The 22,623-nt window shown below is 60.2% G+C and carries 22 protein-coding genes; 10 read left to right on the top strand and 12 right to left on the bottom strand.

Features of this window, described 5'->3' with window-relative positions; all coding sequences use genetic code 11:
• The first annotated feature begins 22 nt into the window (after nucleotides 1–22).
• Nucleotides 23–1,429 carry a VPLPA-CTERM sorting domain-containing protein gene (locus MF268_RS09495; protein ID WP_238370623.1) on the top strand — a complete coding sequence of 469 codons (1,407 nt, stop codon included), beginning with the start codon at nucleotides 23–25 and terminating at the stop codon, nucleotides 1,427–1,429.
• Between the two features lie 96 nt (nucleotides 1,430–1,525).
• Here MF268_RS09495 and MF268_RS09490 read toward each other — a convergent pair whose 3' ends face one another.
• Both MF268_RS09490 and MF268_RS09485 read right to left on the bottom strand, forming a co-directional pair.
• On the bottom strand, nucleotides 1,526–1,948 hold the full coding sequence (locus MF268_RS09490; protein ID WP_238370622.1) for a hypothetical protein: 423 nt from the start codon (nucleotides 1,946–1,948) through the stop codon (nucleotides 1,526–1,528).
• A 207-nt stretch (nucleotides 1,949–2,155) separates the two neighbouring features.
• Entirely contained in the window at nucleotides 2,156–3,133 is a 978-nt protein-coding gene (locus MF268_RS09485) for a DUF808 domain-containing protein (protein WP_238370621.1), read from the bottom strand.
• A gap of 181 nt (nucleotides 3,134–3,314) precedes the next feature.
• Here MF268_RS09485 and gap point away from each other — a divergent pair, with 181 nt between their 5' ends.
• Complete coding sequence (gap, locus tag MF268_RS09480; RefSeq protein WP_238370620.1) at nucleotides 3,315–4,319, top strand: type I glyceraldehyde-3-phosphate dehydrogenase; 1,005 nt, start codon at nucleotides 3,315–3,317, stop codon at nucleotides 4,317–4,319.
• A gap of 78 nt (nucleotides 4,320–4,397) precedes the next feature.
• Nucleotides 4,398–4,541 carry a hypothetical protein gene (locus MF268_RS09475; protein ID WP_238370619.1) on the top strand — a complete coding sequence of 48 codons (144 nt, stop codon included), beginning with the start codon at nucleotides 4,398–4,400 and terminating at the stop codon, nucleotides 4,539–4,541.
• Between the two features lie 113 nt (nucleotides 4,542–4,654).
• On the opposite strand, the gene coaD is transcribed toward MF268_RS09475, so the two are convergent.
• The 3 genes from coaD to MF268_RS09460 form a co-directional block, all read right to left on the bottom strand.
• Nucleotides 4,655–5,152, bottom strand: a complete 498-nt coding sequence (gene coaD / locus MF268_RS09470; protein ID WP_238370618.1) for a pantetheine-phosphate adenylyltransferase — start codon at nucleotides 5,150–5,152, stop codon at nucleotides 4,655–4,657.
• 78 nt (nucleotides 5,153–5,230) lie between these two features.
• On the bottom strand, nucleotides 5,231–5,668 hold the full coding sequence (locus tag MF268_RS09465) for a CBS domain-containing protein (protein WP_238370617.1): 438 nt from the start codon (nucleotides 5,666–5,668) through the stop codon (nucleotides 5,231–5,233).
• A gap of 60 nt (nucleotides 5,669–5,728) precedes the next feature.
• Nucleotides 5,729–6,631, bottom strand: a complete 903-nt coding sequence (locus tag MF268_RS09460; protein WP_238370616.1) for a LysR family transcriptional regulator — start codon at nucleotides 6,629–6,631, stop codon at nucleotides 5,729–5,731.
• Between the two features lie 107 nt (nucleotides 6,632–6,738).
• Here MF268_RS09460 and MF268_RS09455 point away from each other — a divergent pair, with 107 nt between their 5' ends.
• Both MF268_RS09455 and MF268_RS09450 read left to right on the top strand, forming a co-directional pair.
• A complete protein-coding gene (locus tag MF268_RS09455) occupies nucleotides 6,739–8,238 on the top strand; it encodes a CoA-acylating methylmalonate-semialdehyde dehydrogenase (RefSeq protein WP_238370615.1) in 1,500 nt (499 codons plus the stop codon).
• 225 nt (nucleotides 8,239–8,463) lie between these two features.
• A complete protein-coding gene (locus MF268_RS09450) occupies nucleotides 8,464–8,799 on the top strand; it encodes a DnaJ family domain-containing protein (RefSeq protein WP_238370614.1) in 336 nt (111 codons plus the stop codon).
• Between the two features lie 123 nt (nucleotides 8,800–8,922).
• On the opposite strand, the gene MF268_RS09445 is transcribed toward MF268_RS09450, so the two are convergent.
• Both MF268_RS09445 and MF268_RS09440 read right to left on the bottom strand, forming a co-directional pair.
• Nucleotides 8,923–9,699: a VPLPA-CTERM sorting domain-containing protein gene (locus MF268_RS09445; protein ID WP_238370613.1), complete on the bottom strand. Its 777-nt coding sequence runs from the start codon at nucleotides 9,697–9,699 to the stop codon at nucleotides 8,923–8,925.
• Nucleotides 9,700–10,012: 313 nt separating this feature from the next.
• Nucleotides 10,013–10,600 carry a VPLPA-CTERM sorting domain-containing protein gene (locus tag MF268_RS09440; RefSeq protein WP_238370612.1) on the bottom strand — a complete coding sequence of 196 codons (588 nt, stop codon included), beginning with the start codon at nucleotides 10,598–10,600 and terminating at the stop codon, nucleotides 10,013–10,015.
• A 608-nt stretch (nucleotides 10,601–11,208) separates the two neighbouring features.
• Between MF268_RS09440 and MF268_RS09435 the strand changes: the two genes are divergently transcribed.
• From MF268_RS09435 to MF268_RS09415, 5 genes are all read left to right on the top strand, one after another.
• The gene (locus MF268_RS09435) at nucleotides 11,209–12,351 is read left to right on the top strand and encodes an acyl-CoA dehydrogenase family protein (protein WP_238370611.1); all 1,143 of its coding nucleotides are present in this window, start codon (nucleotides 11,209–11,211) and stop codon (nucleotides 12,349–12,351) included.
• On the top strand, nucleotides 12,348–13,382 hold the full coding sequence (locus tag MF268_RS09430; protein WP_238370610.1) for an enoyl-CoA hydratase/isomerase family protein: 1,035 nt from the start codon (nucleotides 12,348–12,350) through the stop codon (nucleotides 13,380–13,382). The genes MF268_RS09435 and MF268_RS09430 overlap by 4 nt, the downstream gene beginning before the upstream one ends.
• Before the next feature lie 11 nt (nucleotides 13,383–13,393).
• Nucleotides 13,394–14,269, top strand: a complete 876-nt coding sequence (gene mmsB / locus MF268_RS09425; RefSeq protein WP_238370609.1) for a 3-hydroxyisobutyrate dehydrogenase — start codon at nucleotides 13,394–13,396, stop codon at nucleotides 14,267–14,269.
• Between the two features lie 90 nt (nucleotides 14,270–14,359).
• Entirely contained in the window at nucleotides 14,360–14,710 is a 351-nt protein-coding gene (locus MF268_RS09420; protein ID WP_238370608.1) for a hypothetical protein, read from the top strand.
• A gap of 224 nt (nucleotides 14,711–14,934) precedes the next feature.
• Nucleotides 14,935–15,336, top strand: coding sequence for an excinuclease ABC subunit A (locus MF268_RS09415; protein ID WP_238370607.1), 402 nt, complete (start codon nucleotides 14,935–14,937; stop codon nucleotides 15,334–15,336).
• A gap of 65 nt (nucleotides 15,337–15,401) precedes the next feature.
• Here MF268_RS09415 and uvrA read toward each other — a convergent pair whose 3' ends face one another.
• The 5 genes from uvrA to MF268_RS09390 form a co-directional block, all read right to left on the bottom strand.
• Complete coding sequence (gene uvrA, locus MF268_RS09410; protein WP_238370606.1) at nucleotides 15,402–18,257, bottom strand: excinuclease ABC subunit UvrA; 2,856 nt, start codon at nucleotides 18,255–18,257, stop codon at nucleotides 15,402–15,404.
• A gap of 80 nt (nucleotides 18,258–18,337) precedes the next feature.
• Nucleotides 18,338–19,498, bottom strand: a complete 1,161-nt coding sequence (locus MF268_RS09405; protein ID WP_238370605.1) for an MFS transporter — start codon at nucleotides 19,496–19,498, stop codon at nucleotides 18,338–18,340.
• Nucleotides 19,499–19,501: 3 nt separating this feature from the next.
• Nucleotides 19,502–20,062: a class I SAM-dependent methyltransferase gene (locus MF268_RS09400; protein ID WP_238370604.1), complete on the bottom strand. Its 561-nt coding sequence runs from the start codon at nucleotides 20,060–20,062 to the stop codon at nucleotides 19,502–19,504.
• Between the two features lie 193 nt (nucleotides 20,063–20,255).
• Nucleotides 20,256–21,650: a dihydrolipoyl dehydrogenase gene (lpdA, locus tag MF268_RS09395; protein ID WP_238370603.1), complete on the bottom strand. Its 1,395-nt coding sequence runs from the start codon at nucleotides 21,648–21,650 to the stop codon at nucleotides 20,256–20,258.
• Nucleotides 21,651–21,745: 95 nt separating this feature from the next.
• Nucleotides 21,746–22,435 (bottom strand): SGNH/GDSL hydrolase family protein, encoded by a 690-nt coding sequence (locus tag MF268_RS09390; protein ID WP_238370602.1) that lies wholly within the window; start codon nucleotides 22,433–22,435, stop codon nucleotides 21,746–21,748.
• Between the last annotated feature and the right edge of the window lie 188 nt (nucleotides 22,436–22,623).

Here is a 22,623-nt window from a genome sequence, read left to right as displayed (position 1 = left end):
ACTTGTTACAGCGGAGTACGCAATGTCCCGAAATACCCTTCTGACCACAACCGCCCTGCTCGCCCTGTCGCTACCGGGTCTTGCGCAGGCCGCCAGCTGCACGTCAGCGATCAGCGGTGGCAACCCCGTCCTGATCTGCTACACCCCCGCCTCGGACACGGTCAGCGACGCCAGCGATAACCTGACCGTCTTCGTGACGGCAACCGGTTCGGTCGAAAGCAGCGACCGTGACGACGCTCCGCTGGAACTGGACGGCACCAACGTCACGGTCGAGAACATGGGCACCATCAGCATCAGCGATGACCGCAAGAATGCCAATGCGATCACCAGCGTCGGCGAAAACCTGACCGTCAACAACACCGGCACCATCTCCAGCGGTGACCGGGCAATCCACGCGCTCGACGGTTTCGAAGGCGGCCTGACCGTGCATAACAGCGGGACCATTACCTCCCGCCGACAAACCATCCGCACCGAAGAGGCAGCGCCGGGAAGCTATATCGAAAACGACGGGCTGATCTCCTCGCTTGAAGGCCGCGCCATTCAGGTCCGCGGTCAGGGCTCAACTGTGATCAACCGCGGCACCATCGAAGGCGGCGAGGAAGTCATCGAGGCGCGCGACGATTTCACCCTGTACAACTACGGCTCGATCCGCCTGCGCGACGATATCGAAGACGAGGACGGCACACAGCTCGCTTCGGGTCAGGTTTATAACTATGGCCTGATTCAGGGCAGCGACGATGGCGTCGACATCGACGAAGGCGAAATCTTCAACTACGCCACTGGCCGGATCATCTCGACCGGTCCCGAAGGCGCAGGCATCGACGTCGACAGCGAATTCGACAACAGCCGCGATGCGCCCCGCCCGGCCAAGCCGCTGCTCATCGAAAACGCGGGGTATATCGAGGGCCGCTATGCCATCGGCGCCGATGAGGCCGCGACGTCCGAAATCACCGTGATCAACTCCGGTACGCTCTATGGCCGCAGCGGCCGCGCCGTCGATCTGGCCCCCGGTCAGGGCAATAGCGCGATCGAGCTGACCGGGAACAGCGCGGTCATCGGCGATATTCTTTATGGCGCGGGCGATGACCTGCTGACCATCGACAGCCTTACCTCCGGTACGATCAGCACCGGCGTGATCGACGGCAGCGACGGGTTCGACACGGTCGAGCTTGCCAGCTATCTTATGACCGATCTGCTCAGCTTTGAACTCGACGGTGACCTTGTCGACCTGACGCTTCAGACCAGCAATGGCGTCGTCGCGGGCCAGTTCCTGAACTTCGAATTCTGGTCCTTTGGCGATGGGAGCGAATACACCACAGCCGGTCTCGCGAGCCTCTATTCGGTATCGCAGGTCCCGCTGCCCGCTGGCCTGCCGCTGCTTGTGACTGCCTTTGGCGGCCTGTTCATCGCGCGCCGCCGCAAGGGCTAAGCCACACACCAAGGCGTCCCACCGCAAGAAAGAACCCCCCGCCGGACTTGGCGGGGGGTTTCCATTTTCGCCGGGCCTCAAGCGCCGCGAGTGGTGTCAGAAACGAAACCCAACCGCCACGCCCGCGACCACGGAGGTTTCCCCGTCCACCCAGTCAAGATTGACTTCGGGTTTCAGCGCATAGCCGCCCTGCATCTCGAATTCATAACCAAGCCCGGTGCGGAACAGGAACTCCTGTTCGTCGCCAACCAGCTCGGCCCCCGGCATCAGCGTCACCTGCCACGGGGTCTCGCCAAGATTGACCACGACGGGAACTCCGACCACCCAGGCATCAAGCGAGTTAGTCGCGTATTCGGCCAGAACACCAACCGAAACACCGCGTTTGATCTCATAGCCATACTGCACGCCGACCGAAAAGGCATGCTCGCTTTCGCCGTGGTGATCAGCATAGGTCGTGCCAAGAAACACTTCGAGAACATGCGGTCCCTTGCTTTCCTGCGCCGCCAGACTCACCGGCATCGCTGCAGCAGCGCAAATAAACAGATACTTGACCAGACAACACATTGATTCGCCTCCCCAACGCGCAAAAATTGCACCGGCGGATGGCACTGATTATGCATTACTTAAGCGATTTTCACACCACTAAATTCAACCTATGAGTGTCTAATCAGTAATTATTCAGTTGCACCCCGAAAATTGATCACGTCCACCGGGCAAAAGAAGTTCTCAATGCCCCTCGGCAGGTGATTTACCGGTGACCTTCGTCCAGACCGGCACGATGACATTGGTGGCTAGCGGAATCAGCAGCATTCCCAGTGCAAGGCCAAACACCCCGTCCATCGCAGCCTTGGCTGTCCATTCCACCGCGCCCTCATAGGCGACAGGCACCTGATGGGCGAGGTAAGCCGCCGCGTCGTGAATATGGTGGCCCAGCCATCCAAAGCCCAGCTCCTCCATCCCGTGAATGACAATCGAACCGCCCACCCAAAGCATGGCCGCCGTCCCGACGATGGTCAGCAGTTTCATGAGCCACGGCATCACCTTCACGATCCCGCGCCCCAGCGACCGGGTCAGACCAAGATTACCTTTCTCGGCCAGAAACAGCCCCACGTCATCCGCTTTGACGATCAGCGCAACGGCCCCATAGACGACCACGGTGATCATCACCCCGACCGTGGCCAGCGTCGCCGCCTCCATCCAGAAATTGCTCGGCGGAATCGCGGCCAGCGCGATGGTCATGATTTCGGCGGACAGGATGAAATCGGTTTTGATCGCGCCCTGGGCCTTTTCCTCTTCAAGATGCGCGGGGTCGCCGGGCTTGTCCTCGGGGAAAACCTCGTGGTGTTTAGACGGGAACAGCCAGTGCCATATCTTCTCGGCCCCTTCGAAACAAAGGTACGCGCCCCCCAGCATCAGCAGCGGCGAAATGAGCCATGGCGCAAAGGCACTCAGCAAAAGCCCCACGGGCAGCAGGTATAACAGCTTGTTCTTGAGCGACCCCTTCGCGATCCGCCAGATGATCGGCAATTCGCGCGATGCTGCAAAGCCATGAACATATTTCGGCGTGACGGCGGCGTCGTCAATCAGCGCGCCCGCCGCCTTGGACCCGGCCTTGACCGCCTGGCTCGCCACATCATCCACCGAGGCCGCCGCGATCTTGGCAATTCCTGCAACGTCGTCCAACAATGCCAAAAGGCCGCTCATGCCCAGCTCCTGCTTCAATTTGTTTCGCCCAGAGCCTAGCGCAAAAGCACCACAGGGCAAGCGTGAGCGCAAACATCCGAAGTTTGCGCTAACACAATGAAAAACTTCTATTTTTTCTCTTTAGCCTTTAGCAAGCCCTGTCTATATCCACGTTAACGGAATCTTTTCGGCGGAGCTTTTCATGACGATTAATGTTGGTATCAACGGATTTGGGCGGATTGGCCGCTGCACCCTATCCCACATCGCGTCCAGCGGGCGCAACGACATTCGCGTGGTCAAGGCCAATGCCACCGGGCCGCTTGATACCGCCGCGCATCTTCTGCGCTACGATAGCATCCACGGCCGCTTTGGTCATGACATCCGCGTCGGCGACCGCACCCTCGATCTGGGCCGGGGCGAGATCGAGATGTTCTCGACCTACGATCCCAATGAACTCGACTGGTCCGGTTGCGATGTCGTCCTCGAATGTACCGGCAATTTCAACGACGGCGAAAAGGCCGGTGTCCACCTCGATCAGGGTGCGAAATCGGTTCTCATCTCCGCTCCCGCCAAGAATGTTCAGAAAACCGTCGTCTTCGGTGTGAACGATAACACCCTGACCGGCGATGACCGCATGGTCTCCAACGGCTCCTGCACCACCAACTGTCTCGCCCCGCTCGCCAAGGTTCTGGATGAGGCATTCGGCATCGAACACGGTCTGATGACGACGATCCACTCCTATACCGGCGACCAGCCGACGCTCGACCGCCGTCACAGCGATCTCTACCGCGCCCGCGCCGCCGCGATGGCGATGATCCCGACCTCGACCGGTGCCGCCAAAGCACTTGGCGAAGTGCTGCCAAGCATGAAGGGCCGTCTCGACGGCTCCGCCATCCGCGTCCCCACCCCCAACGTAAGCGCCGTGGACCTGACCTTCCGCGCCGGTCGCGACGTGACCGCAGACGAGGTGAACGAAGCCGTGGCTGCCGCCGCCAAGGGCGCGATGGGCAAGGTCATGGCCTATGACCCTGAACCCAAAGTCTCTATCGACTTCAACCATACCGAGGAAAGCTCGATCTTCGCCCCCGACCAGACCCGCGTCATCGGCGACCGCATGGTGCGCGTGCTGGCCTGGTACGACAACGAATGGGGCTTCTCGGTCCGCATGGCCGACGTCGCCGTGGTCATGGGCCGCCTGCACAGCTAAGCCATTCCCACAGCTTGAGCTTTCGGGTCCCGTCAGGCATATCTGGCGGGACTTTTGCTTTTGGGCCCGTGGAACCGTATGACCAATCAGATCGCGCTTGTGCTGGCCATCCTCATCCTAGCGGCGGTCGGCATAGACATGCTGATCTTCGGGACCGAACACATGGTCTATCTGGGAAAGAAGGTCTATGCCCTGCTCGACTGGATCGCCTTCTGGCGCTAGCCCCCGCCGGCAGGAAGGCGCAGTTAACCGGGTCGACCCAACACAGCTCGCCAAAACTAAATTAATAATGGAATGCGTGCGCAGCACGCGCCGCCAGGTCGCCGTGCCTTGGATTACTTCTTTTTCATCCGTTCGATCAGAGCGTCATTGACCATCGGCGTCACGAACTTCGAAACATCACCGTCCAGACGCGCGATCTCTTTCACAAGCTTCGACGCAATCGCCTGACGCTTGGCATCGGCCATCAGGAACACCGTCTCGATTTCCTTGTTCAGCGCCCGGTTCATGCCAACCATCTGGAATTCGTACTCGAAATCCGCCACGGCACGCAGCCCGCGCACGATGATCCCCGCACCGACATCCTCGGCGCATTTGATCAGCAGGTTTTCAAAGGGATGGGCAACGATCTCGACCCCCGTCTCATGTGAAAGGGTCACGCATTCCGCCTCAATCATCGCAACACGCTCTTCAAGCGAAAACAGTGGTCCCTTGTCGCGATTGATTGCAACCCCGATGACCAGCTTGTCTACAAGAGCGGAGGCCCGGCGAATAATGTCGATATGACCCAATGTGATCGGATCGAAAGTACCCGGATACAATCCAATGCGCATGGCATCTCCCCCCTGCCCTGGTCGTCATGCCGCACCTGCAAATACCATTGCAGCCCAAGATGCAAGGGGAAGTCGCTTTCAATGACCCATGATCATGCCTTCAAGGGCCTGTTTTTCCATCGCAAGTTCAGAAAGCTGCGCCTTGACCACGTCACCGATCGTCACCAGCCCGATCAGCTTGCCATCCTCCACGACAGGCATGTGACGGAAACGGCCCTCTGTCATCTGGCTCAGCAGTTCCTGCGCAGATGTCTGGCTCGTACAGGTGACGACCTTGGTCGTCATGTAATTCTTGGTGGGCGCATCAAGGCAGTCCTTGCCATGTGCCGCCAGTTCGCGAACGATATCGCGCTCCGACAGGATTCCAGCCGCCGTCTTGCCCCCATCCGCCGACACGACCACCGACCCGATACGATTATCCGCAAGGACTTTCGCCGCCTCGGAAACCTTCGCATCCGGGCTGACGGTCAACACGCCGGTCGTGGCCTTTGAATTGAGTATCTGCTGGACAAGCATCGATGGGCACCTCCTCATTGCCGGTTCTACAACTCAAGCTTGCGCCCGTAGGGCTGCAAGTCAAGTAAGGCTTTCGAGTCGGGCGACTTCGCTGCGCATCCCGTCCAGCAGCAACGCCGAGAACCGGTTCAGCCGGTCGCTCTTCTGGTCGCCCTGATGCCGGACAAGGTAAAAGCTGCGCGTCATGCTGATTTCATCTTCCAGCACCTTGCGCAGGCCCTTGTGAAACGGCAGGGCGAAATCATGCGCCACGCAAAGCCCCGAGCCTTCGGCCACGAGGTTCAGCTGCACCGGAACGGAATTCGACGCCAGCGGCACCCGCGCCACGTTCAGCTCGGCCAGGTAGTCCAGCTCGGAATCGAAAATCATATCAGGGATATAGCCGATCACCGGATGCCCCTTGAGGTCGGCGACCGTGGCAAATGGCGCCTGCTCGCGCAGGTAAGACCGGGCCGCCACCAGATGGAGGTGATAATCCGTGATCTTCTGCACCAGAAGCTGCCCCGCCGTGGGGGCGCTGACAGTGATCGCCATATCCGCCTCGCGCCGCGACAGGTTGATGACGCGTGGCAGCGCAACGATATGGATGTCGAGATCGGGGTGTTCGCGGGCAATCCCCGCGCAGATTCTCGGCAGCAGGTAGTTAGCGCACCCATCCGGCGCGCCCAGCCGGATCTGGCCGGTCAGCCGCCCGCTGCTGGTTCCGGTCAGCGATTCCACGCCCATGCGCAACGCCCGTTCGGCGGATTCCCCGTGCCGCATCAGCTGCTCTCCGGCGGCGCTCAACCGGTAGCCCTGCGGCGATTTCACGAAAAGCGGCATCTCGACCGCCGCTTCCAGCCGGGCGATCCGACGCCCGATAGTGGCCGGATCAAGCCGTAAAATGCGTCCCGCGCCGGAAAGGCTTTCTTCACGCGCAACGGCGAGAAATATCCTGAGATCATCCCATTGCGGGTCGGCCATGCGGGTAAACCTTGCAAAAACGCAAAACGCTTTTGAAATCTTGCCACTTTCCATTGGATTTTTGCAAGCCTATCGTGCGCCCAAATGTAACTTGGAGGATTCTGAACATGCAGGAACTGACCCATTATATCGGCGGCGAGCACATCAAAGGCACGTCCGGCCGTTTTGCCGACGTCATGAACCCCGCGACCGGCGAAGTGCAGGCCAAGGTGCCGCTCGCCTCTGCGGACGAACTCGACAAGGCTGTTCAGATCGCAGCCGAGGCCCAGCCCGCATGGGCCGCCACCAACCCTCAGCGCCGCGCCCGCGTGCTGATGAAATTCGTCGACCTGCTGAACCGCGACATGGACAAATTGGCCGAAGCGCTGAGCCGCGAGCATGGCAAGACCCTGCCCGACGCCGCCGGTGACGTGCAGCGTGGCCTCGAGGTTGTCGAATACTGCATCGGCGCGCCGCAGATGCTGAAAGGCGAATATACCGACAATGCCGGCCCCGGCATCGACATGTACTCCATGCGCCAAGCGCTCGGGGTGACGGCGGGCATCACGCCGTTCAACTTCCCGGCCATGATCCCGATGTGGATGTTCGCGCCCGCCATCGCCTGCGGCAACGCCTTTATCCTCAAGCCCTCCGAGCGTGACCCTTCGGTGCCGCTGATGCTCGCCGAGCTGATGGAAGAAGCCGGTCTGCCCAAGGGCATCCTGCAAGTCGTCAATGGCGACAAGGAAGCCGTGGACGCTATCCTTTACCATGATGTGATCCAGTCGATCGGCTTTGTCGGCTCGACCCCGATTGCCGAATACATCTATGGCACCGGCTGTTCGCAGGGCAAACGCGTCCAGTGCTTTGGCGGCGCCAAGAACCACATGATCGTCATGCCCGACGCCGATATGGATCAGGCCGCAGATGCGCTGATCGGTGCAGGTTACGGCGCGGCAGGCGAACGCTGCATGGCGATTTCCGTTGCCGTTCCCGTCGGTGACGAAACCGCCGACCGCCTTATCGAGAAACTGGTACCCCGGATCGAAAAGCTGAAGGTTGGCCCCTATACTGCCGGGTCGGACGTGGATTACGGCCCCGTCGTCACCGCAGCCGCCAAGGAAAACATCCTGCGGCTGGTGCAGACCGGTGTCGATCAGGGCGCGAAACTGGTGGTCGACGGCCGCGATTTCTCGCTGCAGGGCTATGAGGATGGCTATTTCGTCGGGGCACACCTGTTCGACAATGTCACCAAGGACATGGACATCTACAAGACCGAGATTTTTGGACCGGTCCTGTCCACCGTGCGCGCCAAGACCTATGAAGAGGCGCTGTCGCTCGCGATGGACCACGAATATGGCAATGGCACCGCGATCTTTACCCGCGACGGTGACACGGCCCGCGATTTCGCCAACCGGATCAATATCGGCATGGTCGGCATCAACGTCCCGATCCCGGTGCCGCTGGCCTATCACACCTTTGGTGGCTGGAAGAAATCGGTATTCGGCGATCTCAACCAGCACGGGCCGGATGCGTTCAAGTTCTACACGCGCACCAAGACCGTGACCGCCCGCTGGCCCTCCGGCCTCAAGGAAGGCGGCGAGTTCCACTTCAAACCGATGGATTGATCCAAACCATCAAGTGAATTTCAAAGGCCCGGGTGTTGCGCCCGGGCCTTTTTGTTGCGCATGACGGGGGCCAGCCCCCTCTTGCCCTGCGGGCAATTCACCCCCGGGATATTTTGGAACCCAAAGAAGGTGGATAAGTCCGGTGCCTGCGGCGAAGCGGCAGCGTGACCCACGGCGCAAAAGCTGCGATAACGGCACCGTACCGCTTTTTTCAATGAGGTAATGATGGCCCGCTCGCTCAACCAGATCGTGGAAAGCCAGATCAGCAAGGCCATTGCCGAGGGCCAGTTCGAAACGCTCGATGGTGCGGGACAGCCGCTGCCGGACCGGTCGGGCATGGCCTATACGGATATGGCGACACAGGTGGCTGTGCGGATCATGGCCGAGTCCGGCACCCTGCCCGAGGAATTTCAGATCAAGAAACTGCTGGAGCCCGCGCGAGAAGCCTATCGCAATGCCCGCAGCGAAGAGGAAAAGCGGGTTGCCATGGCGCTGATCGCCGAGCTTGACCAGCGCTACAACACGGCGGTCGAGGCACGTCGGCGATTCATGCGCGGGTGAGTGTCAGGCGGGATGCCGGAGATCGCGTTCAGCGATCGCAAGCACATGAGGCGAACCGTTTGGATGCACCCAGGCCCCCAGCGTTTATGTGGAGGCCTTGCGAGATAACCTGTAGGATCTGGCTCAGGCCTTGCGGCGCCGCTTGAGCGCGAGGCAGCCAAGTCCGCCCAAGAGCATCAGTCCGGGCGCGGGCAGCGGCACCGGTGCCACCTCCGGCGGTGTTTCGGGACGGCCCACGCTTGGCGGGTTCGGGTTGCCGCCGGTCTCGATCGAGGGCACGAAAGGCGGCACCACGCCTGGCTTGCCCGGATCGACCGGCAGCGGCGTATAACCCGGGGTCGGGCTGGACACGCGGATCCCCGGCGCGGTGGGTTTCACCGGTGTCGTCGGATAGCTCAACGCGAAGACCGAAGGGGTCGGCACGATGCGTGTCGGGTCATCGGCGCCCACGACAGGCGGCATGACGATGGCCGCCAGCTGCGCCTCTCCGATACCGCAATGACCGATATCGAAATTGGGCGAAGCGATGCAGGCCCCCAGCACGCGCACCGGCTTGGACAGGACAGGTTCGGCACGCGCGAGGCAGATACCGGTTTCCACCGGCGATGGGATACAGGCCACCAGTACGAGGTTGGGATCGCGCCCGCGCCGCGTGGTTTCCTTAGCCTCTTCCTCGGTTTCGGCTTCGATCACCGTGCCCGGCATTTCATTGAAATAATTGGCCGACCCGGCATCGACAATCGATCGCGCCGAGATCTGGCCGGTCGGAGAGGTCAGGAAAAGGGCGCACAGGATCGTGGCGATAAAGGCAGGCCGCTTGTACATCTCAACACTCGATACATTACCAAACTTCAACCAGTCGGGTCGGCTCTCGGCAGGTGGTTCCGACAGCAAGGTCATAGGTCGACCCCGGTTTCGCCATATTTCTGACACAGACGGCATCCGTGCAAGATTCATCGCCAAAACCGAGGAAAAGCGCCGAATAACGGCGACAGTCCAACAGGACATCTTTCATTGTTTCCGGAGATAGAGGGAATGAGGGCGCTGAGCACCCGGGCAGTTGGGGGGCCTTCTGGCCGTCAAAGTAGAATCATCTGCCCCGGCGCTCGCCTGAAACCCTTGTTACCAACGCCCGTTTATCTCAAGCCAAAGCGTCTGTCACAAAAAAAGCGGCCCGTGGGCCGCTCTCTTGCGCAAGTAAAAGCCTGGTTGATCAGGCTTTCTTGCGTCGTTTCATGGCTGCAAAACCGCCCATGCCAGCAATCAGAAGCCAGCCCGCTGCGGGAACCGGAACCGATGTCAGCGACTCGGGCGCGGTCCAGAACGAGATGTGCGAGAAACCCGGCTGTTGGCCGCCGTTGTTCAGGATACCCAGAGTCGAGAACGACCCGGAGTTCACGAAACCTACGTCGTACAGCGCAAAGGAATTTGCCGCCTTCACGGTGATATAAGCGATATTGACGAGATTATCGAGCACGTCCCAGTTGCCCGAGGTCGACCCGGTGATCGAGAACAGGCCGGCGTTGTCGTCGCTTTTACCATAAAGCGAGATGTCAACGGCCGTGCCGGTTGCGCCCAGGATTGCCGCTTCGACCGAAGCTTCGTCATCGCCGCCGCCAGCGTTGGAGTAGATTCCATCGCCGCCGTTGGGATAACCCTTAGCCGTTCCGGAAATGCAGCCGTCCGCCGCCAGATCGATACCGCCATCGCTGCAATAGTAAACCGGGGCAGCCGAAGCGGCGTTCAACGTCCCGATCAAGAGTGTTGCGGCAGCTGCCGCGACATACATTAACTTCTTCAAATTAACCCCCTCGTGGGACTTGCCCACAACAAGAAACAGACTGATACAATTTCGACAGTCCCGCTTTATTTACCATAAAACCACTTACTTCCAAAGGTTTTATACAGTCATACCCATTGTTTACGGCTTTGTTTCCGCACACACGTAATACGTGTATCCAGCAGGATTACGTCGACAGCTTGCAGCAGATGACGCCAAACAGGAGCAGGCTGACCGGTCAGGATCTTCAGGTTAAAAAGATAGAACTTTATGTAAATATTCATTTTTTCAACGAAGCCCTCGCGGTCGCAGGATCGCTTCCCAACTCTCATAGCCGATCTCTCGCCGCCGTAAAACGCAACCGAAAATTGCAAAAATAACTTCCGGAACGCACCGTCTATCAGGCCGACGAAACGTTAGCCCCGAAAGTCACCAATCTGTTACCGCCCCCTGCCACCAAATTTCCACATTTCAGCCCGCGCCCCGACAGAATCAGTCAATCCTCAACCGGACCGCCCTCCCCGCGTTTCTGCAAACCCGCTTTGCAAGCTACCACCTTGAACGCCCCGCGCATGCAGAGTACCCAAGAAGCGACTGTTATATCACGATATCCAAGTCTGGGAGGGATCATGGATTTTGCGCTGAACGAAGAACAGGTGGCCATCTTCGATATGGCCCACGATTTCGGCCAGAAAAAGATCGCCCCCAACGCCCGGAAATGGGAAGCGGAAGGCACGATCCCCAAGTCTCTCTGGCCGGAAATCGGCGCGCTTGGTTTCGGTGGTCTGTACGTGGATGAGGATTCCGGCGGCTCAGGTCTCTCGCGGCTCGATGCGACGCTGGTATTTGAGGCGCTGAGCATGGCCTGCCCCTCGGTGGCGGCCTTTCTCTCGATCCATAACATGTGTGCGCGCATGATCGACAGTTTCGGCAGTGACGAGCTGAAATCGCGTGTCCTGCCCCGCGCCCTCCCGATGGAACTGGTGCTCTCTTATTGTCTCACCGAACCCGGGTCGGGTTCTGACGCCGCCGCACTCAAGACCCGCGCAGAGCGGAGCAATGACGGGTACACGGTCAACGGCACCAAGGCGTTTATCTCCGGCGGCGGATACTCTGACGCCTACGTCTGCATGGTCCGCACCGGCGATGACGGGTTCAAGGGTGTCTCGACGCTCTATGTCGAAGACGGCACACCCGGGCTCAGCTTTGGTGCGCTCGAGGACAAGATGGGATGGCGCAGCCAGCCCACCGCGCAGGTGCAATTCGACGATTGCAAGGTTCCGGCCGAAAACCTCGTCGGCACCGAGGGCGAAGGATTCAAATACGCGATGATGGGGCTGGACGGTGGACGCCTCAATATCGCCGCCTGTTCGCTCGGCGCGGCCCAGACCGCCTTGAACCAGACGCTTGTCTACATGTCCGAGCGCAAGGCATTCGGCCAGAGCATCGACCAGTTCCAAGGCCTCCAGTTCCGCCTCGCGGATATGGAGATTGAATTGCAGGCCGCCCGCACCTTCCTGCGGCAGGCAGCGTGGAAGCTGGACCAGAAAGCGCCCGACGCCACCAAGTTCTGCGCCATGGCCAAGAAATTCGTGACCGAGGCGGGCTCGAAGATCGTCAACCAGTGCCTCCAACTGCACGGCGGCTACGGCTACCTCGCCGATTACGGGATCGAGAAACTGGTGCGCGACCTGCGCGTTCACGAAATCCTCGAAGGGACCAATGAAATCATGCGCGTTATCGTTGCCCGACAAATGCTGGCCTCGAAATGAGCGATATCGACATCCGGATCGAGAACAAGACCGGTCATATCACGCTCAACCGGCCCAAGGCGCTGAACGCGCTGACTTATGACATGTGTCTCGCCATCGACCGGGCGCTGATCGACTGGGCCGGGGCCAGCGGCGTGAAACAGGTTCTGATCGACGCCAAGGGCGGCAAGGCCTTCTGCGCCGGCGGCGACATCGCCGAACTCTACCGCACCGGGACCGAAGGCGATTACGCCTATGGCCGCCAGTTCTGGCGCGACGAATACCGGATGAACGCGCGTATTGCCAATCACCCCAAGCCGGTGATCAGCTTTCTGCAGGGCTTTACCATGGGCGGCGGCGTCGGCGTCGGCTGTCACGGCTCGACCCGCATCGTCGGCGAAACCAGCCAGATCTCCATGCCCGAATGCGGCATCGGGCTTGTACCGGACGTGGGCGGCAGCCAGCTGCTTGCACAAATGAACGGTCTCCGCCCCGGCCTTGGCACATGGGTCGGTCTGACCGGGCACCGGCTGCAATCAAGCGATGCGATCCTCGGTTTCGGCGCGGTGTTCCAGCCCGAAGTCACCTGGGAGGCGCTCAAGACGCAGATGATCGCAGACAGTGCCGTCCAGCTTGTCGAACTCGACGCGCCCCACGCCCCGATTTCCGAACATCTCGACGAGATGGCGCGGCATTTCAATCAGGTCACCCCCGCCGCCATGCTCGACTCGCTCGAAGGCGACAGCTCGGATCTTGCGCAGGCCGCTGCCAAAGCCCTGCGCCGCGCCAGCCCCCTCGCGGTCGCCTGCCACCATGAGATCCTGCGCCGTCTCGATTTCGACAGCACCATCGAGGACGCGCTGAAACTCGAATACCGCTTTACATGGCGCGCGATGGAACATGGCGATTTCCTCGAAGGCATCCGCGCCCAGATCATCGACAAGGACCGCAACCCCAAGTGGAAGCACAGCAGCCTCGACGACGTCACCAACGACGAAGTCCAGGACATGCTGGCGCCGCTGGGCGCGGACGAGCTGACTTTCGACGCTTGAGGAGAGGCGACATGAACATCGGATTTATCGGACTTGGCAATATGGGTGGCCCGATGGCGGCCAATCTCGCGAAGGCCGGGCACAACGTCACCGGCTTTGACACGGCCAAGGTCAGCATCAACGGCGTCGACATCGCCGAGAGTGCCATCGCCGCGGTCGAAGGTGCCGACGTGGTCATCACCATGCTGCCCAACGGCGACATCCTGCGCAGCGTCGCCGATCAGATCATTCCCGCCATGCGCCACGGCGCAACCCTCGTCGATTGCTCAACCGTCGATGTGGACAGCGCCCGCGCCGTCGCGGCGCAGGCCGAAGAGGCCGGGATGCTGGCAGTCGACGCGCCCGTGTCGGGCGGTGTCGGCGGCGCCACCAACGGCACGCTGACCTTCATGGCAGGCGGTTCTGATGCTGCGTTCGCCCGGGCCGAGCCGCTTTTCGACATCATGGGCCAAAAGGCCGTGCATTGCGGTGCCGCCGGTGCGGGGCAATCCGCCAAGATTTGCAACAACATGATCCTTGGCGTCACCATGATCGCCACCTGCGAGGCCTTCGCCCTTGCCGACAAGCTGGGCCTCGATCGGCAAAAGATGTTCGACGTGGTGTCGACCTCATCGGGCTATAGCTGGTCGATGAACGCCTATTGCCCTGCCCCCGGCATCGGGCCGGAAAGCCCTGCCGATAACGACTATAAGCCCGGATTTGCTGCCGATCTGATGCTCAAGGACCTGCGCCTCTCGCAGCAGGCCGCCGAAAGCGCCGATGCGGATACGCCCATGGGGCAGCTTGCACAGGCCCTCTATGCGCGCTTTGTCGAAGAAGAAGACGGCAAGGGCCGCGACTTCAGCGCGATGCTCCCCCGGTTCGAAAAGCGCAACCGCGAGGGTTAATAAAATTATTCTTGCCGTTCGTGGAAACGGCAGGGAACCAGAATGGCGCGGCGAACGTTGGTCGTCAATTACAGCTGACGAGCCGCGCCAATGAACCTCTCCCACACCATCATCCTGAGCATTCTTGTATCGCTCATGACCTATGTACCGGCTCAGGCCAGTGCTCGGATCATGACCGCTGAGGATGAGGTTGGAACGGGAAGCTGTATCTCCGAAGCCATCGCATCGGCCTGCGCGCTCCCCCTTTTGATCGCGCCCACCGCAGCGGATGAGATCGAAGACAGCTTTGACCGGATCGATCAGGACGACGCGGGTTTCGACGACGCTTTCAACCATTTCGAAGATCGCAATGGACGTCGCCCCTTGGCTAAACCGCTGCTGCGTACCGAACCGATCTACGCGCCAATTTTCGAGACGCTGCGCCCGACGGTCACGCAATAATCCTCTGTATATTCTTCAAAAATACTGATGCCGCTCTGGAAACCGGAGGGCCGATGAAAGTTGCGCGCGCGCCCTCCTGAACCGTGCTCACACGAGCAGTTCAGAAGCAATTGGACGCAATAAGCGGACTACCGGCGAAGCAAGCGGATTCTTGCTCTGGGCGCATTAACCGGGAACCCCTCGCCGCGGAACGGTGTTAGTCCAGCAACAGAAAGGATTTAACGATGAAACCTTTGAACTTTGTCATGCCCCTTTGCGCCGCAGTTGCGCTGACCCTTCCCGGTATCGCCCTCGCCAACAACGGCAAACCGAACAAAGCAAACGCACAACAGGTCGCGTCGAGCTGTCCGCCGGGTCTAGCCAAAAAGAACCCGCCCTGCGTTCCCCCCGGTCAGGCGAAAAAGCAGCTCGATCCAATTTACGAAAATGACCAGTACGACGATCATTATGAATATCGCATCGGAGAACGCGTCGACAGCGATTATGTGGTCATCGAGCGTCCCCAGCGCTACGGCCTTGACCCGAACGCCACCTACTACCGCGTCGGCGATGGCGTCTATCAGGTCGACCGCGAAACCAGCGAAATTCTTGCAGTGATCGGGCTTGCCAACCGCCTCCTCAACTGACCCAGTCGTAGGTTAATAAGTAAGTTTTTAAAGAAACCGCCGTCCCGCTCGGGTCGGCGGTTTTCTTATTCCGCCGCGACCTTCTTTGCCGTCAGCATGGGCTTCAGATAGCGGCCGGTGTGGCTCTCATCCACTTCGGCCACCTCCTCCGGCGTGCCTTCAGCAACGATCCGGCCACCGCCATCGCCGCCTTCGGGGCCGATGTCGATCAGGTGATCCGCGGTCTTGATGACATCAAGATTGTGCTCGATCACCACCACCGAGTTGCCCTGATCCACAAGCTCATGCAGCACCTCAAGAAGCTTGCGCACATCCTCGAAATGCAACCCCGTTGTCGGCTCGTCGAGGATATAGAGCGTCCTGCCCGTCGAGCGTTTCGACAGCTCCTTCGACAGCTTCACCCGCTGCGCTTCACCACCAGACAGGGTCGTGGCCTGCTGACCGACCTTGATATAACCAAGCCCGACGCGCATCAGCGCATCCATCTTTTCACGGATGCTCGGCACCGCCTTAAAGAACTCCTGCGCGTCTTCAACTGTCATATCAAGAACGTCGGCTATACTTTTGCCTTTGAACTGAATTTCCAGTGTCTCGCGGTTGTATCGCGCACCTTTGCAGGTCTCGCATTCGACATAGACATCCGGCAGGAAGTGCATCTCGATCTTGATGACACCATCGCCCTGACAGGCCTCGCAGCGGCCGCCCTTGACGTTGAAGGAAAACCGCCCGGGCTTGTAGCCCCGAGCCTTGGCTTCGGGCAAGCCGGCGAACCAGTCCCGGATCGGGGTAAACGCACCGGTATAGGTCGCCGGGTTCGACCGGGGAGTCCGACCGATGGGCCGCTGGTCGATATCGATCACCTTGTCCAGATGCTCCAGCCCCTTGATCGTCTCGCAGGGCGCAGGTGTCTGTCGCGCTCCGTTCAGCCGCATCGAGGCGGTCTTGAACAGCGTTTCAATCGTCAGCGTCGACTTCCCGCCACCGGACACCCCGGTGACACAGACAAACTTGCCCAGCGGGAAAGCGGCCGTCACCTCCTTGAGGTTGTTCCCAGTGGCCTTCACCACAGTCACCGCCTTATTCTTCTTGCCCTTGCGCCGCTCGGCAGGCACCGAGATTTCGCGCGTCCCGGCAAGGTACTGCCCGGTGACCGATTGCGTATCGGCAGCAATCTCGGCCGGCGTGCCGTGGCTCACGACCTGACCGCCATGCACCCCGGCACCGGGGCCGATATCGAAGACGTAATCCGCCTCGCGGATCGCCTCTTCGTCGTGTTCAACGACGATCACCGTGTTTCCCTGATCGCGCAGGTTCTTGAGCGTCGTCAAAAGCCGGTCGTTGTCGCGCTGGTGCAAGCCAATCGAAGGTTCATCCAGAACATAAAGAACGCCCTGCAAACCCGACCCGATCTGGCTCGCCAGTCGGATCCGCTGGCTCTCGCCGCCACTTAACGTACCGCTTGAACGCGACAGTGTAAGATACTCAAGACCAACATTATTCAGGAAACCAAGCCGCTCACGGATCTCCTTGAAAATGGCCCGCGCAATTTCATTCTTCTGCTTGCCCAGACTTTCCGGCGCATGCGTCACCCAGTCGAGCGCCTCGCGGATCGACATTTCGACCACCTGACCCACGTGCAGATCGGCGATCTTAACCGCAAGCGCTTCAGGCCGCAGCCGATAACCGTGGCATGTGCCACAAGGCCGGTTGTTCTGATAGCGTTCGAATTCTTCGCGGACCCAGTTGCTGTCGGTCTCGCGATAGCGCCGCTCCATGTTGGGAATCACGCCCTCGAAGACGCGCGACACCTGATACACACGCCCGCCCTCATCATAGCGGAACTGGATCTCTTCCTTGCCCGACCCGTAGAGGAACACGTTCTGCACCTTCTCGGGCAGATCTTTCCACTTGGCGTTCTTGTCGAACCCGTAATGCTTGGCGATGGCCTCGATGGTCTGGAGGAAATAGGGCGATTTGCCCTTACGCCACGGCGCCAGCGCCCCGTCATAGACCTTGAGGTTCTGATCCGGCACTACCAGCCGTTCGTCGAAAAACAGTTCAACCCCAAGCCCGTCGCAATCCGGACAGGCCCCGACCGGCGCGTTGAACGAGAACAGGCGCGGTTCAATCTCAGGGATGGTAAACCCGCTCACCGGACAGGCGAATTTCTCGCTGAAGGTGATGCGCTCTGGCTCGTCCGTTGCCGTCTCCATAATGACGATCCCGTCCGCCAGATCCAGCGCGGTGCGCAAGCTATCCGCCAGCCGCGTCTCAAGACCTTCGCGCACCACGATGCGGTCGACGACCACGTCGATCTCGTGACGGAATTTCTTGTCGAGCGTCGGCGGCTCGTCAAGTTCGTGAAACTCGCCGTTTACCTTGACGCGCTGAAAGCCCTGTTTGCGAAGCTCAAGGAATTCCTTGCGATATTCGCCTTTCCGGTCACGCACGATGGGCGCCAGCAGATAGGCCCGCGTGCCCTCCTCCATGTCCATGATCCGGTCGACCATATCCTGCACCTGCTGCGCCTCGATGGGCTTGCCGGTGGCGGGGCTATAGGGCGTCCCCGCCCGCGCGAACAGCAGACGCAGGTAGTCGTAAATCTCGGTCACGGTGCCCACGGTCGACCGCGGGTTCTTCGATGTCGTCTTTTGTTCGATCGAAATCGCCGGGGACAGACCACTGATATGATCCACGTCGGGCTTTTCCATCATGTCGAGGAACTGCCGCGCATAGGCCGACAGGGATTCGACATAGCGGCGCTGCCCCTCGGCATAGATCGTATCAAAGGCGAGAGAGGACTTACCCGATCCGGACAGCCCGGTGATCACCACCAGCTGGTCCCGCGGAATGTCCACGTCGATGCCTTTGAGATTGTGTTCGCGCGCGCCGCGCACTTCGATATATTTCAGCTCGGCCATGATGCCCCCGGGTTGTCACGTCAGACATAGGACGGACCTCGTGAGTCTCCAATAGCATTTTCAGAACATTATAGGAACATTCAATCGGTATTCCGGGCCCGCAGCCGTGAAAGCAGCAGATGGATGCCGAATCCGCAGGCAAAAACCGTTCCGGCAAAGATCATGAAACCGCCGCGCCCCTGTCCGGCCACCAGCAGGGCAAGAACCGGTGTCCCCAGCGTATTGCCCAGATTGCCCATCTGCGCCAGCGCGCCATTGGCCATCGCCTGCCCCTGCGGTGTGGGGTTCAGCTGCGGGATCGCGGTAAAGCTTGCGCCCTGCACCAGCCCCAGCGACATTGCCAGCATCAGGTAGGACCACCCCGCGCCAGTCAACCAGATCAAAACGCTGGCGGTGAAGCTCAACGCAAAACCGGCCATGATCACCCGGACAGCGGGCAAACGCCGCAGCAACCACACCCCAAGCGTCATCGAGGTCGCGATCCCGGCCAAAGGCATCGTCCCCACGATCATTGCACGGCTTTCCTCGGGCATGAACAGCGGCATGATGGTCAGCGTCGCGACCCAGGCCGCCGCGTAACAGACCCACCCCAGTGCAGGCGCGCTCAACCTGGGAGAGGAGTAGATCCGCCCGTGGTCCCGCAGAACCGAGCCAAGACTTAGCGGCAAATCGCGCGGACCGATCACATCGCGCGGCAGCGCCACGGCGATCAGAACGGCCATCACGGCCATATAGATCGCATGGGCGCCGAACAGCGCCCCCACCCCATGTTGCCGGGCAAGCGGTTCACCGACCAGCACGAGAAAGGCAAAGGCCACGCCAAAAAATGTCGACCACAGCGACAGGGTGAACCCCCGATGTTGCGGCACGCTTATCTGTGCAATCAGCGTCGGCGCGGCGACCACGATGGCAAGATGCGACGCCCCTTCAAGCGCCCGGCTCACAAGGAACAGCGGCAGTGCCGGCAGGCTCGCCTGATAGGCGGACATCACCACACCCAGCCCCAGCGCAGCCAGCAGCGCCCGGCGATAGCCGACGCGCGCCACGATCAACCCCGCCGTCACACCAAAGATCACGCCGACGAAGCCGACAAGCGACACCGCAAACCCCAGCGCTGCCCCGGTCGAACCGTAATGTTCCGCCAAGAGCGGGTAGCTGACCGAAACCTTGCCGAACTGCGCGGCAGCCCCCAACCCCGCGGCCCATAACCCCAGAACGCGGCCGAATGACGTTGTTTCCATAAATCAGGTCTTTCTTGCCAGGGCCCAGGCGCAGATCGGCATATCCGGTTCATTCAGCAGGCTGTCGCTTTTGCGGTCATAGGCGGGCGGCCAGCCGGGCTCAAGGTTGCGTTTGGCCGCTGCGCGATTGCCCCATTGATCGACCTCGATCGCGTTCTCGTCGAAACCGGCCTCGATCAGCAGGTTCTTTAGCCCCCGCGCCGTCCACCGGGAACAATCCACCGGTGCCGCGTGGAAGGGCACAAAAAACGGCACGGCCAGCCAGAAATGCCCGCCAGGGCGCAGCATCTCACGCACGTGGCGCGTCGCGGCATAGGGTTTGTCGAGATGTTCCCAGACCTGATTGGCAAGGATCAGGTCGAACTGGCGGGGTTGCCCGGCATCATCCAGAAAGGGGCCAAGGCAGATATCATGCTTGGGAAAGTGAAACCGCTCGTAGCAGCCAAAACCAAACTGCTGGCCCCATTTGCCCGAAATTTCGGCCACGTGAAGCCCCTCGGGACCAAGCGCGCGGATCATCGCGCGGCTGGCTTTCATCATCTTTACCCGGTTCAGACTAGGCATCGCGCGTTTTCCCGCCGTCGGCCCCCGCTCGACGCCCCAGTCCTAGTCAGCACTTGCTCAAAATGAAAGAAAATTCCGGGCCTGCGCCCACGCCGCTGAATGCGCAAATACCGCCAGAGTCCGACACCGCGATGCACAGGGGGTGTACAGGTGGTGTACAGCTTGTGCATCGCGATTTTCGGCCAATTTGAGCTCACATATGGATCACGCGATCAAAGGCATCGAGCACGGATTCATGCATCATCTCGCTCAGTGTGGGGTGCGGGAAGACCGTGTTCATCAGGTCCTCTTCGGTGGTTTCAAGCTGACGACCGACCACATACCCCTGGATCAGTTCCGTCACTTCGGCCCCGACCATATGCGCGCCCAGAAGTTCGCCGGTCTTTTCGTCAAAGATCGTCTTGATCATGCCCTCGGGCTCCCCGAGCGCAATCGCTTTGCCGTTGCCGATAAAGGGAAACTTGCCGACCTTGATCTTGTAGCCAAGCTCCTTGGCCTTGGCCTCGGTATAGCCGACGCTGGCGACCTGCGGCTGGCAATAAGTGCAGCCCGCTATGGCTTCGGGTTTGACGGGATGCGGATGCTTGCCCGCGATCAGCTCGGCAACCATGACGCCTTCGTGGCTGGCCTTGTGCGCCAGCCAGGGCGCGCCCGCGATATCGCCGATAGCATACAGCCCCTCGACCCCGGTGCGGCAGTATTCATCCACCACTACATGGGTCCGGTCAATCTTCACACCAAGCTCTTCCAGCCCAAGGTTTTCCACGTTGCCGACGATACCAACCGCCGAGATAACCGTGTCGAATTCCTCGGTCTCGGTCTTGCCACCGATCTCGATATGCGCCGTCACCTTGCCCTTGGCACGATCGAGTTTCTTGACCGTCGCCTTTTCCTTGATGACCATACCCTGCTTGGTGAACTGCTTCTTGGCGAAGGCGCTGATCTCTGCGTCTTCGACCGGCAGAATCCGGTCCATCACCTCGACCACCGTCGCCTTGGCGCCCATCGTGTGATAAAAACTTGCAAATTCAATGCCGATCGCGCCCGAGCCAATCACCAGCAACTTTTTAGGCATGCGTTTGGGGGCGAGCGCGTCCTTGTAGGTCCAGACCAGATCGCCATCGCCCTCAAGCCCAGGCAATTGCCGTGCGCGAGCACCGGTTGCCAGAACGATGTTCTTGGCGGTCAGATCCTCGGTTCCCTTATCGGTCTTGACCGCGACCTTACCCTTGCCGGTCAGCTTGGCCTCACCCATTACGGTCGTAATCTTGTTCTTCTTCATCAGATGGCCGATGCCACCCGAAAGCTGCCCCGCCACCTGGCGCGAGCGCTTGACCACCGCGTCCAGATCGAACCCGATCTTGTCGGCGCTCAGGCCAAATTCCTTGGCCCGTTCCATGAGGTGATACACCTCGGAGGTGCGCAGCAGCGCCTTGGTCGGGATACAGCCCCAGTTGAGGCAAATGCCGCCCATATGCTCGCGTTCGACAATCGCGACATTCAGGCCAAGCTGCGCTGCACGGATCGCGGCCACATAGCCGCCCGGCCCCGCCCCAATTACGATCAGATCAAAGGATTTGGCTGCCATGTCAGGTCCCCGGGAAAGGTATGAAAATTAGTTCACCATTAAACCACTTCCGGCAGTGCATCAATGCCGGGCTGACACCGCATGGGCGAAACGGGTTAACGCGCGGATTTCATGCCCGCTGCGACCAGCTCACCCAACAGACGCGACCCCATGCGGGAAGGATGCACATGGTCGATGAAAAAGTGGCTTTGATCGCTCGGGTCGATCACCTTGCGACCGTCCACGTAAAAGACGCCCGGCGTCGCATTGGCAAAGCGCTGCTGCCGTTCGGCGAGCTGGTCAAAGTTGTACCCGCAGGCATCAAAGGAATTCGGACGCTCGCTACTATTGTAATAGCCCATGATCATGACCTTGTGCCCGTCCTCGGCGATGGGGCGCAAAAAGGCAGGCATGGACCCGCTGGTCCCGCTTTCCGAGATCATCGCGTCCAGTGTATCTTCGCACTGCTTGCAGCCGCATTCTCCCATCAGATCGTTGGCCCCTCCATTGAACAGAACCCACTCCCAATCGCCGGGTACATATTGAGCCCGCACGTCATAGCCTTCTGCAACCTGTTCGGGATTCGCGTTGCTGAACTTGGCACCGGACACCGCGAGATTCCGCGTTCTGAGCCCGGTGATTTCCTGGACCACGTCCGGCACGGCCGCCCCTTGCCGCCCGTTCCACGCCATGACGCTGTCGCCTATGGCAATGATCTGGGTGTCGGGGCCGGGTTGTTGGACTTGGGTGCAAGCAGACAGGAAGACGATCAGAAACGCTATGAGACTCTTAAACTTAAATACCATTCAAACGTCCTGTCTCAGTCAACGCCGCAGGCTGGTGGAACGACATACCCCTCTCAGGGCAGAGCCGCTCCGGCCACAGGATTTATCCAGCCTGCTTGCGGAATTTTAACGTACCCCGCCGCAGACGGGTTCCTGAAATTCCTGATGCAACCCCGCGTAGAACGCGCGCGGCCCGAAAGGAGAGCCGC

The organism is Heliomarina baculiformis, assembly GCF_019966545.1.
Taxonomy (GTDB): domain Bacteria; phylum Pseudomonadota; class Alphaproteobacteria; order Rhodobacterales; family Rhodobacteraceae; genus Heliomarina; species Heliomarina baculiformis.
The sequence above is the reverse complement of the archived record's forward strand: the minus strand, read 5'-3'. Positions and strand labels throughout refer to the sequence as shown.